We start from the raw sequence: 12,792 nt of genomic DNA, 5'->3' as shown, positions 1-12,792 counted from the left end.
ATGTGGGATGACGCGGTCGAGAAGTGGCTCGCAGATAAGGCGGATAAGCGTTCGTTGAAGTCGGACCAGTCCAATATTCGTTGGCTGAACAGATTCCTGCTTGGCGTCCCCTTAAGGGACATTGACCGCGAAGTGGTTGATTCTTTGCGTAGTAAAAAGATTGCTAGCGGGGCATCGAATGCAACCGTCAATCGTATGTTAGCTTTGCTACGGGCGATTTTGCGTATGGCGGTCGTCGACTGGGAGTGGCTGCAATCTGCGCCTCACGTGCGCTTGCTTCGCGAGCCTGTCCGCCGCATTCGTTACTTGTCTCCCAAACAGGCAGTTCGATTACTTGCTGAACTCCCACCCCATCTGGCTGCGATGGCGGCTTTTTCACTTGCAACCGGTTTGCGTCGGGCTAACGTTACAGGCTTGCGATGGGAGCAGGTCGATATGAGGAGGCGAATAGCCTGGTTTGAGGGGAATGATATGAAGAATGGTAACCCGCAAGCTATTCCATTGAACGACGATGCAATGCGCGTGCTTTTTGCTCGGCATGGTGCGCATCCAGTCTATGTTTTTACATACAAGGGTAACAAAATTGTTCAGGCAAGCACTGCGGCTTGGTATAAAGCACTGGAACGCGCGGGGATTCAAGATTTTCGTTGGCACGATTTGCGCCATACATGGGCGAGTTGGCATGTGCAAAGCGGTACACCGTTGCTTGCACTTCAGGAATTGGGGGGATGGGAATCCGCCGAGATGGTACGCAGATACGCCCATTTTTCGCAGCTAAACCTTTTTACTTTCGCTTCAAATCTTCCTTCAACAGTTGTTCCCGTAAGTTAGTAGCTTAACTTGTGGTAACGTTTAAATAAGATTAATAAAAAATAGGGGAAAATTGTGGCAAAGTTTCGCGTCTATAACATTCAATTGCTGCCAGTTAAAGAGGGGGTCGATGAAGTAGGCAAGAGTGGGTACCGGAAGCTTTTTTCTCAGTTTCAGGCCCTCAATAAGGCCAAGCTACGTGATCGTCTAGAGGGGACATTTCATTTCCGCCAGACTGAAGATACCTTCATCGGGCCAGCTCCGAAATTCCAGTTTCCTGCTGGTTATGTATATGGGTATTTTCTGCGGTATCGAAAAGTTGACCGCGTAAATCAACTTGGCACCGAAAAGACCTTGTTCAAAGCTGGAGCGAAAACAGGGGTCACTTCCGAACAGTACATTGCTTTCGTGTTCGATACGGAGGAGCACCTTTTGGCGCTAGAAGCCCCGAGCTGGTTGCCAGCGACGCAGCCATTTGGGGACGAACTACATCGAATGCTGAACGCGGTGGCATCGGTTGATTTCCCCAATCATGAGTTGACGGTGAATGGTATTGCTAAGCGCTCGGCTCTTGATAAGGTTTTCCAAACTGCTACGTCTTATTCGGTCGTCGATCTGGATCTTACTTTTAGAAATGGCCACGATACCGAAGAGCTTCTTCAAGAGATGAAGGACACACAAACTAAATCTCTCGTAGTGAAAGCTTCTGCAGGAAAAGGCGGCCGGATGAGCCGTATGCCTAAGTTCTTGCAAACAATGGTTGTCGCAGCCGCCACAGGTTTAGGCAGTACCCGAATTACATATTTTGCCCCTCAGACAGAGGGATCGAAAATTGTTCAGCGGCAGCAGTTTTATGACAGTCGAGATATGCCTGTTACGTTCCAAGTAAATAGAACTGCGCAAGCAACTCAGGGAGAAACCGAGTTCTTTAACCGCATCGCAGCCAAGTTAGAGGACATACATGAGGGGCTGGAAGATGCAGAAGACGAGGGGCCAGACGAAGACGGTGGCGAACATGGCTAGTTCGCTAGCGGGGAGGGGATATGGGGTTCTATAAAGCACTAAAGAAGTTTCCCATAATTGGCACAATTGCCAGAATTGTGAACGCGTACGCCTACCGGGGCGACTATGCGGCCGGTCAGGAATTCGCAGGCATTGGTGCATTTATAAAGGTGCTATGGCGTCCGTTACTCATATCTTTTTTGTGCACACTCGGCATTTTGGCGCCGTGGGTACAGGCATATTGGAGTAACGGCCTCCTCGATTTCTCACTTTGCTTGCTTGGAGACTTCGCTTCTAAGCCTGGAGCGCTTGCGGTTAGTGTGGTTCCGAGCTTGCTGGGTTTCGGAATCGGGGTCTATGCACTAACGTTTGCAATACCTGACGCGCTGGTTCAGATGATGGATGAGCGAATGTCGGAAAGTGTTGAAACGGGGGATAGGAAATACGGTTCGGTGCTGGTGTTGAATGCCGATCTCGGCTACCCATTGATCGTTCTTACAATTGCACTGGCTATAGGGGTGTTCCAGCAGGCTTATTCAACAAATGCCGTTTTGTTATCCGTTTGCTGGTTCGCTTTTTGGTATTCCGTGATCGCAATGATAGAAATTATCGGGGTACTTTTCCAATTGGCGGACCTCGCCATTTTAGGTAAGCGCAAAACGGCAGGGAAAAAAGATAAATAGCTAATATTGACCATTTAGCAGAGCTTCACTATCTACCATGGAAAAAAATGCCCGCTTATGCGGGCATTTTTATTGAAATCTGGATTGCCGTAATCGTCGGGCTCGTTGCCGGGCCTTGCTGAAGCGTGACACCTGATTACGAATCAGTTGCTCTACCAACTGAGCTACATCAGCGCAAGGGCGGTATTCTATCAAAAACTTCGGTTTCGCCAATACTTCATTGCCGGTTCAGATATGAAAACGCCCCCGGCATGCACCGGGGGCGTTCCCATTGTTGCTTTGCAGCCTTGCAATCAGGCCGGCTTGCCCGCTTCCCCGAAAGGTCGCGGGCAAGGTGCGGCGATTACTTGGTCACCGCCAGCAGGGTGCGTTGGCCGCCCTTGTAGGTGTACAGGGTCAGCGAACCGTCCTTGATGTCGCCCTTGGCGTCGAAGGCGATGGTGCCGGTTACGCCCTTGTGGCTGATCTTGGCCAGTTCCGGCAGGTACTTCTTGGGATCGGCCGAGCCGGCCTTGGCCATGGCGTCAGCCACGGTCAGGGTGGCGTCGTAGGCGTAGGCGGCGTTGTAGACCACATCGATGCCGAATTTCTTCTTGTAGGCGGCGCGGAAGTCGTCCATGCCCTTCTTGCCGGCCTCGTCGACGCCGCCGGCTTCAGCGCAGACCACCTGGTCGTCGCCCAGGCCGTCACCGGCCAGGCCCGGCAGGGAGCCGGTACAGATGCCGTCGCCGCCCATGAACTTGGCGGTGATGCCCAGTTGCTTCATCTGGCGCAGCATCGGGCCGCCGACCGCGTCCATGCCGCCGAAGAACACGACTTCAGGCTTCTTGGACTTGATCGAGGTCAGGATGGCGTTGAAGTCGGTCGCTTTGTCGTTGGTGAACTGCTTGCCGACGATGGTGCCGCCGGCGGCTTGCGCGCCCTTGGCGAATTCTTCAGCTACGCCCTGGCCGTAGGCGGTGCGGTCGTCGATCACGGCGATCTGCTTGGTGCCCAGCTTCTGCACCGCATACTTGCCCAGCGCGGCGCCCAGCTGCGCATCGTTGGCCACCACGCGGAAGGCGGTCTTGAAGCCTTGTTGCGTGTACTTGGGGTTGGTGGCCGAAGGCGAAACCTGCGGGATGCCGGCGTCGCTGTAGATCTTGGAGGCGGGGATGGTGGTGCCCGAGTTCAGGTGGCCGATCACGGCGGCGACCTTCTGGTCGACCAGCTTGGTGGCGACGGCGGTGGCTTGCTTCGGATCGGAGGCGTCATCTTCGCCGACCAGTTCGAACTTGACCTTCTTGCCGCCGATGGTGAAACCCTTGGCGTTCAATTCATCCACGGCCATGCGGGCGCCGTTTTCATTGTCCTTGCCCATGTGGGCGTTGGGGCCGGAGAGCGGTCCGACGTGCGCGATCTTGACGACTTCCTGGGAGTAGGCTGCACCAGCGAACGCCAGTCCGATAGCTGCGGTTAATGGAATAATTGCGCTCTTGAGTTTCATAAAATTCCTCTGTAGATTGAATTGACCATTTTTGATGTTTTGTCTCACTACCTGGAACCCGCTCCAGAGCGGGTTCCCGAGCTTTATTCAGATCCTTTTTGCGGGGATTGGGCGGCCCGCTTTTGCTTTCGTCCCCGACTTTCTGAATAATGCAGACGGTACAACATAAGATTCGGCTTCGCCAAGTTTTTTTTAGAGGCTCGCCTAAAAATTTCCATATCATTTGCCCATGCCCGCAAAACATCATACGCTCGACAAGGTTGACCGCAAGCTGCTCAACATGCTGCAGAAAGACAATCAGATCTCGACTCGCGTGTTGGCCGAGAAACTGCATATTTCCCAGCCGACCTGCCTGCGCCGTATCCGGGAGCTGCGGGAGGCGGGGATCATCAGCGCCGAGGTGGCGATGGTCGACCCTTTCGCCCTGGGCTACGGCATGCTGGCCTTCCTGGAAATCTCGCTGAACAACCAGTCCGACCAGCATATGCAGGACTTCGAGCAACGCATGGCCAAGGAGGCCGAGGTCATGCAGTGCTACTTCGTCTCGGGCGAATACGACTATTTCCTGGCGGTGCATGTCATCGATATGGACGCCTATTACCAGTTCGTGCGGCGCGTCATTTCAGGCTCCGGCAATGTGCGTCATTTCCAGTCGCGCTTCCCGATGAAGCGCGCCAAGTTCACCACGCGTATCGCCTTCGATGAAAAGGCGGCCGAAGTACTGGTGCGCGTACCGGGCTGAACCGCCGTCGTGGCCGGTAGCCCGGCCCAATACGCGCGCACCTTGTTTAGCAGTTTTCATGCCTGCGCGCAGCAGGTCTTTCCTGTCCGCCGGCGCGGCCATCGCTTGAGCGCGCATGGCCGCATGCGGCCGGCGGTGCGGGAGCCAGAGCGCCGCGCCGGTTTTCCCGGTACGATGCGTCGTTGCGGCCGACAAGCCTCCTGTGTTATTTTCGAGGCATCCGATGGCGTTGCCGGGTAACTGTTCTGCCCGGCATTGTCATTCAGGCCATACGCACCAAGAGCGGACGCAGATCAGCAGAACCAGTCGCCGGCCGCGCCGGCATCAGCCGAACCATCCAGCATCATCCACCTTGTGCGGCGCAACAGCCGTATCCCGAGTCGCGTCAGGAGCCGAGCTCCAGATGCGGAGGGGGCGTTGCCCATGCAGTAAGCGGAAATGCGGGGCGCAGGGCGCCTGATGGTGCAGCGCCGCTGCAAAATGGCGCACGTCCGGACCGCAACAAATTTGGCAACCCTTACCTGAAACCGAAAGGAAACCCCGCACGATGCACGAAGTCGAGCTATTCATCCAGGACATGGCGATCATCATGCTGATCGCCGGCATCGTCACGGTGCTTTTCAACCAACTGAAGCAGCCCGTGGTGCTGGGATATATCGTAGCGGGCGTGATCATCGGCCCGCATACCCCGCCGTACGACCTGATCCAGGATGAGAAGACCGTGCACATCCTCTCCGAGCTCGGGGTGATCTTCCTGCTGTTTTCGCTGGGGCTGGAGTTCAGCCTGAAAAAACTGGCCAAGGTCGGCGCCACCGCCTTCATCGCCGCCGCCGCCGAGATCCTGCTGATGATCTGGGTCGGCTACGAGATCGGCCTGTACTTCGGCTGGAAGCGCATGGACGCCATCTTCCTGGGCGCCATGCTGGCGGTGTCGTCCACCACCATCATCGTCAAGGCCCTGAACGAGCTGGGCATGAAGAACGAGAAGTTCGCCCAGATCATCTTCGGCATCCTGATCGTGGAAGACATCCTGGCCATCGGCATGATCGCGTTGCTGTCGGGCATCGCCACCAGCGGCTCGGTCAACTCGGGCGATGTCTTCACCACCGTGGGCAAGCTGGTGCTGTTCATGATCGTCTCGCTGGTGGTGGGCATCCTGGCGGTGCCGCGCTTGCTCAACTTCATCTCGCGCTTCAAGAGCAATGAGATGCTGCTGGTGGCGATGCTGGGCATCCTGTTCGGCTTCTGCCTGCTGGTGATGAAGCTGCAGTACAGCGTGGCGCTGGGCGCCTTCCTGGTCGGCGCGGTGATGGCCGAATCGCGCCAGCTGCACCGCATCGAGCGCCTGGTCGAACCGATCCGCGACATGTTCTCCGCCATCTTCTTCGTCGCCATCGGCCTGATGTTCGACCCCAACGTGCTGGTCCAGTACTGGCAGCCGATTACCATCATCACCCTGGCGGTGGTGTTAGGCAAGCTGATCAGTTGCGGCATGGGCACCTTCCTGGCCGGCCAGAGCGGGCGCACGCCGATGCGCGTGGGCATGGGGCTGGCGCAGATCGGCGAGTTCTCCTTCATCATCGCCGCGCTGGGGGTGAGCCTGAAGGTCACCAGCGAATTCCTGTACCCGATCGTGGTGGCGGTTTCCGCCATCACCGCGCTGTTGACGCCGTACCTGATCAAGGCCGCCGACCCCCTGTCGGCCAAGGCGGTCTCGCTGGTGCCGTCCAAGGTCTCCAATCTGCTGGGCATGTATTCGCGCTGGCTGGAAAGCCTGCAGCCGCAGGGCGACCGTGCCGAGCTCTCCAAGATCATCCGCCGCATCCTGATGCAGGTGCTGGTCAATCTGGCGCTGGTGATCGCGCTCTTCCTGGCCGGCGCCTTCTTCGTCGACGGCTTGAGCAAGTACCTGTCGGACTGGACGCCGGATCCCGATGTGCAAAAGGCCATCATCTGGGGCTGCGCGCTGGTGATTTCGCTGCCGTTCCTGATCGCCACTTACCGCAAGCTGCAGGCGTTGTCCATGCTGCTGGCCGAGGTCGGCGTCAAGCCGGAGTTCGCGGGAGCGTATACTTCGGGGGTGCGGCGCGTCGTTTCCGAGATCCTGCCCATCATGTCCATCGTCGGCATCATGCTGCTGATCTTCGTGCTCTCGGCCAGCATCCTGCCGCCGCTGAACCTGCTGGCGTTCGTGCTGGCGGGCGCGGCGGGGCTGCTGTGGCTGCTGTGGAGCAAGCTGGTCAAGCTGCATTCGCGGCTGCAGATCGCCCTCTTCGAGACGCTGGACGAGCAACCTGAGGACGTGCACTGACGCCGCCATGCAAAGAATTTATTACCTGACTGAAAAATCATGACGCAAGACGAATTGAAACAGGCGGTCGCCAAGGCCGCGATCGAATATGTGGTCGATGGCGAGATCATCGGCGTGGGCACCGGCTCCACGGCCAATTTCTTCATCGATGAGCTGGGCAAGATCAAAGACCGCATCAAGGGCGCCGTGGCCTCGTCGGAAGCCACGGCCGAACGCCTGCGCTCGCATGGCATCAAGGTGTTTGATCTCAACGAGGTCGACACCATGCCGGTCTACATCGACGGCGCCGACGAGATCAACGCCGCCGGCGCCATGATCAAGGGCGGCGGCGCGGCCTTGACGCGCGAGAAGATCGTCGCCTCGGTGGCGCAGAAGTTCGTGTGCATCGCCGACGGTTCCAAGCTGGTGGATGTGCTGGGCAAGTTCCCGCTGCCGGTGGAGGTGATCCCGATGTCGCAGGCGGTGGTCGCCCGCAAGCTGGGCGCGCTGGGCGGCGAGCCGCGCCTGCGCATCAAGGACGGCAAGCCGGTGGTGACCGACAACGGTTGCTACATCATCGACGTGGTCGGCTTGTCCATCACCGAACCGGCCGATATCGAAGACAAGATCAACAATATCGTCGGCGTGGTCACCAACGGCCTGTTTGCGCGCCAGGGGGCCAATGTCTGTTTGCTGGGGACGCCGGAAGGCGTGAAGAAGCTGGAGTTCTGACGCACTTCCTTGCCGCCGTCGGAACTGGAAAAGACCGTGTCCTCAATGGACACGGCCTTTTTCGTTGGTGCGGCGAGAGCGCTCTCCTTGCGTCATCCCGGCGCAGGCCGGGCAGGGGGCTTATTGGGGCGACGCCGCCTTGGCTTCGTCGCGCGCCACCACCACGCTCATCTTGGCCGGATCGAAGTACTTGCGTGCCGCCGCGTTGACCTGTTCCAGCGTCAGGCCGGCGATCTTCTCGTCCATCTGCTGCTGCCAGACATAGGTACGCCCCAGGTTCAGCAATGAAGTCCAGCCGCTGGCGATGCCGCCATCCTGCGCGCGCTGCTGGTTGCGTTGCTGCAGGATGCCGGACTTGGCGCGCAGCAGCTCGTCCTGGGTAAAGCCCTGTGCGACCACGCGCGCGATCTCTTCGCGCACGGCGGCATCTACCTTGTCCAGGTTCTGCGGCGCGGCGATGGCGCGCACCACGAGATTGCCGGCGTCGCTGACGGCGCCCACGTTCAGGCCGGAACCGATGCCGTAGGACAGGCCGTCCTGCTGCCGCACGCGGTCGGCCAGGCGCGACTTCAGGCTGGCGCCGCCGAGCAGGTAGTTGGCCACGGCCAGCGCCGGGTAGTCCGGATCGCTGTCGAGCAGGCGCAGGTTCTGGCGCGCGTAGTACACGCCGTTTTCCTTGTCGGGCGTGTTGACCGCCTGGCGCGTGGCGGCAATGTCAGCCCAGGTCGGCAGCACGCGCGCATAGGGCGCAGCGCTGTTCCAGCCGCCGAAGCCCGCGTCGATGGCCTGGCGTGCCACGGCCGGGTCAAAGTCGCCTACTACCGCCAGTTCGCCGTTGGAGGCGCCATAGAAGTCGCGATGGAAATCCTTGACCTGTTCCAGCGTCACGGCCTGGATGGCGGCGATGCGCTCATCCAGCGTTTGCGTGGCGCGCCAGTCTCCCGCCGGATAATGGTTGAAATGCAGCGCCACCGCTTCGGCCGCGCGCGCTTCGGGTTCATTGCGCGAGGCTTCCAGCGAGACCAGGGTTTCGTTCTTCAATTGGGTGAATTCGGCGGCGTCGAAGCGCGGATGGCGCAGCACATCGGCCACCAGCCTGAGGGCCGGCGCCAGGTTGTCGCGCGTGGTCTGGAAGTTGTAGATGCCGCCGCTGATCTTCAGGCGGCTGAATTCGTCAGCCAGTTGCTGGCGGTTGAACTGCTGGTTGCCGCGCATGAGCATGGCCGCGGCCAGTTGGGCGATGGTTTTCTTGCCGAACAGGGTTTGCTCGTCGCCGAACTCCAGGTTCAGCCGCACCGAGACCGTGGCCCCGCGCGATTTCTTCGGCAACAAGGCCAGCTTCAGCGCGGTGTGCGGCGCGCTGCCGGGCGCCACCAGCGTGGTGCGCTGTTCGATGTTGCCGGGCGCCGGGTCGAAGGTTTCGCCCGCTGCCACCGGCGGACGCGGCTGGTACTGCGCCAGCAGCGAGTCGACCGCGGGCGCGGCCGGCACGTCGGCGCGTTCCGGCTTGTCTTCAGGCAGGTACAGGCCGACGGTGCGGTTGTCGCGGCGGAAGTATTTGGCGGCTGCGGCGGCGACATCGGCCGGGCTGACCCGTTGCTCGTTATCGCGGTCGGCGAACAGCAGCCGCCAGTCGCCCAAGGCGATGGCGCCGGACATGGTCACCGCCAGCTGTTGCGGATTGTTCTGCAGCTTTTCGAACGCATTGGCGCTTTCGCGGCGCAGGCGCTCCATCTCCTCGGCTGTCGGCGGGGTGGCGGCGAAGGATTCGATGGCGGCGATCAGTTCCTGCTTGACCGGCGCGATATCCGCGCCGGCCTTGACCATCGCCGCGATGATCTGCAAGCCCGGCGCCACGCCATTCAACTGCATGTGGTAGACCGCGCTGGCCTTACCGCTTTCCACCAGCGACTTGTGCAGGCGGCCGTTGGGCGTGTCGGCCAGGATGGCGCCGGCGAAGGCCAGGGCGTTGGCGTCCGGATGCAGGCTCGAGGGCATCTTGTAAGCCACCGCCACCAGCTGGATATCGCCCTTGCGGCGGATGGTGAACTGGCGTTCGCCATCCTGCGTCGGTTCCACCGTCCAGAATTGGGGCAGCGCGCGTTTGGGTTTGGGCATGCGGCCGAAGCTTTGGTTGACCCATTGCAGCACCTTGGCCGGTTCGAACTTGCCCGCCACCAGCAGCACGGCGTTGTCGGGCTGGTAATAGGTGCGGTAGAACGCTTGCAGGTTCTCGATCTTCACGTTCTCGATATCGCTGCGGTTGCCGATCGTGGAACGGCCATAGCTGTGCCAGTCGTAGGCCACGCTTTGCATGCGTTTCAACATCACGCTGGTGGGCGAATTCTCGCCGCTTTCGAACTCGTTGCGCACCACCGTCATCTCGGTGTCGAGATCCTTCCTGGCGATGTTCGAATGCAGCATGCGGTCGGCTTCCATGGCGATGGCCCAGCGCAGGTTGTCGTCGCCGGCCTGGAAGGTCTCGTAGTAATTGGTGCGGTCCAGCCAGGTGGTGCCGTTGAAGTTCATGCCGCGCTTGCTGAACTCCTGCGGGATCGCCGGGTAATTCGGCGATCCCTTGAACATCAGGTGTTCCAGCAGGTGTGCCATGCCGGTTTCGCCATAGTTTTCGTGGCGCGAGCCGACCAGGTAAGTGATGTTGACCGTGACGGTAGGCTTGGAGTCGTCAGGGAACATCAGCAGCTTGAAGCCGTTGGCGAAGCGGTATTCGCTGATGCCCTCGGCCGATGGGCCCTGTACGACGCCGGGCGGCAGCGGCGCCGCCGGCGAGGCGGATACGACGGCTACGGCGGCGCCGGCAGCATAAGCAGGCGGGAGGGACAGGCCCGACAGCGCGGTAGCGAGGCTGAGGGCGGCAATGAACATGCGCGATGCACGGAAGGGCAAATTCTTCTCCTGCGATGTGTGGCGGTGAAATGGCGGCAAAGATGGCGACCAAGATGGCGGCCAAGCAGCCATTGTAAAAGATCGCAACCGGGCTCCAGGGAAATCCGCGGGCGATAAAAAACGCCGAAGCAGGTTGACCCGCGACGGCGTTTGTCCGGAAGAAGGCGACGCTTACTCGCTCGGCGGCACATAACCCTGTGCGGCATCGGCGCCTTCGCCGAAGAAGTGCTTCTCCATTTGCACCGCCAGGTACTTGCGCGCGCGGGCATCGGCCAGCATCAGGCGGTTTTCGTTGACCAGCATGGTCTGGTGCTTGAGCCAGGCGGCCCAGGCTTCCTTGGAGACGCTCTCATAGATGCGCTTGCCCAGTTCGCCCGGGTACGGCGGGAAGTCCAAACCTTCGGCTTCCTTGTTCAGTTTGATGCAGTGGATCATGCGTGCCATGTCGATTCCTTGTTCGGTTGGGGTTGTTGCGCCGGCGGCGGCGGCTCTGCGATCTGTGGTGCGTCGAGCCTGCCCGCGTCCCGGCAAAATTCAATACAGGTTCTTGATCAGCACCTGCGACTTGCGTTGCCAGTTGTAGATTTGCTGGCGGTCTTGCGGCAGGTCGTTGACGCCCGCCAGCACGAAGCCGCGTCTCAAGAACCAGTGCGAGGTACGGGTGGTGAGCACGAACAGCTTGGTCAGTCCGGCTTCGCGCGCGCGCGTTTCGATGTGTTTCAGGATGCGGTCGCCGTCGCCCTGGCCTTGCACTTCGGGATTGACGGTGAGGCAAGCCATCTCGCCCATCCTTTCCTTGGGGAAGGGATAGAGCGCGGCACAGCCGAAGATCACGCTGTCGTGCTCGATCACCGAGAAGTAATGGATCTCGCGCTCGATCAGTTCGCGGCCGCGCTTGACCAGGGTGCCGTCGGCCTCCAGCGGTTCGATCAGCTTCAAGATGCCGCCCACGTCCTCGATGGTGGCCTGGCGCAGGCTTTCCAGGTTCTCGTAGGTGACCATGGTGCCGATGCCGTCGTGGGTGAACAGCTCCAGCAGCACCGAGCCGTCGGTGGCGAAGGGCACGATGTGCGCGCGCGACACGCCGGCGTTGCAGGACTTGACCACGCTGCCCAGGTAGAAGGCGGCGTCGGCCGGCAGGAAACCCGCCGACAACACGGCCTCGGCCTGGTGCGACGACAGTTCGCGGATATCGGCGCCGCCGGCATCTTTCATCAGCGGCGTTTCAGACAGGAAGATCAGCTTCTCGGCGCGCAGCGCGATGGCGGCCGACACCGCCACGTCTTCCATGGTCAGGTTGAAGGCTTCGCCGGTGGGCGAGAAACCCAGCGGCGAGAGCAGCACGATACCGCCCGCGTTCATGATGGGCTGGATCACGTCGGCGGCGATCTTGCGTACCACGCCGGTCAACTGCAGGTCGACGCCGTCGATCACGCCCATCGGGCGCGCGGTCACGAAGTTGCCTGAAATGACACGGATGGCCGAATGCGCCATCGGCGTATTGGGCAAGCCCTGGCTGAAGGCGGCCTCGATATCCAGGCGCAGCTCGCCGGCGGCTTCCTTGGCGCATTCCAGGGCCGCGCTGTCGGTGACGCGCAGGCCGTTGTGGAAGTGCGCCTCGACGTTGCGCAGCGCCAACTGTTCGGCCACCTGCGGGCGCGACCCATGCACCACCACGATGCGGATGCCCAGCGCATGCAACAGCGACAGGTCCTGGGCCAGCACTTGCAGGCCGCCGGCCGTCACCAGTTCGCCCGGAAAGGCGACCACGAAGGTCTTGCCGCGGAAGGCGTGAACATAAGGCGCGACGGAGCGCAGCCAGTTGACGAATTCGGTCTGATTTTCCATGACGCGCATTATAACCAGCGTAGCCGCCCGGCGTGGGCGAGCATGCCGGGCCGGTTGCAGTTTTGGGAAGGGCGGGCTGAGGCGCGCAGCTCCTGGCCGGCGAGAAATATCAGATTTCTTCTAGATACATGAGAATCGTTCTCAATAAAAATGGCGGCTTCGGTTTTCGCAAGCCAAATCATCCGCATTGGCCGGCGTCAGGCCCATACCTTGGGCAATCCATCCGATCCTTTTCAGTGCCGCTAACAAAGCGCCGCTAAGCCGAATTTTCTCCATTTCACCGTGTTTCGCC

General features: G+C 60.2%; 10 protein-coding genes. 6 read left to right on the top strand and 4 right to left on the bottom strand.

The genetic code is table 11. From position 1 onward, the window contains the following. From AC07N6_RS11130 to AC07N6_RS11120, 3 genes are read left to right on the top strand one after another with little or no spacing between them, the layout of a single operon-like run. A complete protein-coding gene (locus AC07N6_RS11130; protein ID WP_494781897.1) occupies positions 1 to 831 on the top strand; it encodes a tyrosine-type recombinase/integrase in 831 nt (276 codons plus the stop codon). Between the two features lie 54 nt (positions 832 to 885). Beyond that, positions 886 to 1,833 carry a DUF4747 family protein gene (locus tag AC07N6_RS11125; RefSeq protein WP_494781896.1) on the top strand — a complete coding sequence of 316 codons (948 nt, stop codon included), beginning with the start codon at positions 886 to 888 and terminating at the stop codon, positions 1,831 to 1,833. Between the two features lie 20 nt (positions 1,834 to 1,853). After that, positions 1,854 to 2,495 (top strand): hypothetical protein, encoded by a 642-nt coding sequence (locus tag AC07N6_RS11120; RefSeq protein ID WP_494781895.1) that lies wholly within the window; start codon positions 1,854 to 1,856, stop codon positions 2,493 to 2,495. A 343-nt stretch (positions 2,496 to 2,838) separates the two neighbouring features. On the opposite strand, the gene AC07N6_RS11115 is transcribed toward AC07N6_RS11120, so the two are convergent. Beyond that, complete coding sequence (locus tag AC07N6_RS11115) at positions 2,839 to 3,981, bottom strand: branched-chain amino acid ABC transporter substrate-binding protein (protein WP_494781894.1); 1,143 nt, start codon at positions 3,979 to 3,981, stop codon at positions 2,839 to 2,841. Positions 3,982 to 4,210: 229 nt separating this feature from the next. Here AC07N6_RS11115 and AC07N6_RS11110 point away from each other — a divergent pair, with 229 nt between their 5' ends. From AC07N6_RS11110 to rpiA, 3 genes are all read left to right on the top strand, one after another. After that, entirely contained in the window at positions 4,211 to 4,723 is a 513-nt protein-coding gene (locus AC07N6_RS11110) for an Lrp/AsnC family transcriptional regulator (RefSeq protein ID WP_141912163.1), read from the top strand. Positions 4,724 to 5,270: 547 nt separating this feature from the next. After that, a complete protein-coding gene (locus tag AC07N6_RS11105; protein ID WP_494781893.1) occupies positions 5,271 to 7,034 on the top strand; it encodes a cation:proton antiporter in 1,764 nt (587 codons plus the stop codon). Between the two features lie 39 nt (positions 7,035 to 7,073). After that, the gene (gene rpiA / locus AC07N6_RS11100; RefSeq protein ID WP_494781892.1) at positions 7,074 to 7,745 is read left to right on the top strand and encodes a ribose-5-phosphate isomerase RpiA; all 672 of its coding nucleotides are present in this window, start codon (positions 7,074 to 7,076) and stop codon (positions 7,743 to 7,745) included. A gap of 120 nt (positions 7,746 to 7,865) precedes the next feature. On the opposite strand, the gene AC07N6_RS11095 is transcribed toward rpiA, so the two are convergent. The 3 genes from AC07N6_RS11095 to argA all read right to left on the bottom strand — a co-directional run bounded on the left by AC07N6_RS11095 (position 7,866) and on the right by argA (position 12,500). Then, positions 7,866 to 10,631 carry a M16 family metallopeptidase gene (locus tag AC07N6_RS11095; protein WP_494781986.1) on the bottom strand — a complete coding sequence of 922 codons (2,766 nt, stop codon included), beginning with the start codon at positions 10,629 to 10,631 and terminating at the stop codon, positions 7,866 to 7,868. A gap of 192 nt (positions 10,632 to 10,823) precedes the next feature. Further along, on the bottom strand, positions 10,824 to 11,096 hold the full coding sequence (locus AC07N6_RS11090) for an oxidative damage protection protein (protein ID WP_050467979.1): 273 nt from the start codon (positions 11,094 to 11,096) through the stop codon (positions 10,824 to 10,826). 90 nt (positions 11,097 to 11,186) lie between these two features. After that, positions 11,187 to 12,500: an amino-acid N-acetyltransferase gene (gene argA, locus AC07N6_RS11085; RefSeq protein ID WP_494781891.1), complete on the bottom strand. Its 1,314-nt coding sequence runs from the start codon at positions 12,498 to 12,500 to the stop codon at positions 11,187 to 11,189. Between the last annotated feature and the right edge of the window lie 292 nt (positions 12,501 to 12,792).

Source organism: Herbaspirillum sp. GW821-FHT09A12, assembly GCF_059418325.1.
This window is presented reverse-complemented; position numbering and strand designations above follow the sequence as displayed.

Bases quoted from the DNA above. Each gene is read 5' to 3' on its own strand.
- AC07N6_RS11130 (WP_494781897.1), top strand. From the start codon at position 1: ATGTGGGATGACGCGGTCGAGAAGTGGCTCGCAGATAAGGCGGATAAG.
- AC07N6_RS11110 (WP_141912163.1), top strand. From the start codon at position 4,211: ATGCCCGCAAAACATCATACGCTCGACAAGGTTGACCGCAAGCTGCTC.
- AC07N6_RS11115 (WP_494781894.1), bottom strand. From the start codon at position 3,981: ATGAAACTCAAGAGCGCAATTATTCCATTAACCGCAGCTATCGGACTG.
- AC07N6_RS11120 (WP_494781895.1), top strand. From the start codon at position 1,854: ATGGGGTTCTATAAAGCACTAAAGAAGTTTCCCATAATTGGCACAATT.
- AC07N6_RS11095 (WP_494781986.1), bottom strand. From the start codon at position 10,631: ATGTTCATTGCCGCCCTCAGCCTCGCTACCGCGCTGTCGGGCCTGTCC.
- AC07N6_RS11090 (WP_050467979.1), bottom strand. From the start codon at position 11,096: ATGGCACGCATGATCCACTGCATCAAACTGAACAAGGAAGCCGAAGGT.
- rpiA (WP_494781892.1), top strand. From the start codon at position 7,074: ATGACGCAAGACGAATTGAAACAGGCGGTCGCCAAGGCCGCGATCGAA.
- argA (WP_494781891.1), bottom strand. From the start codon at position 12,500: ATGGAAAATCAGACCGAATTCGTCAACTGGCTGCGCTCCGTCGCGCCT.
- AC07N6_RS11105 (WP_494781893.1), top strand. From the start codon at position 5,271: ATGCACGAAGTCGAGCTATTCATCCAGGACATGGCGATCATCATGCTG.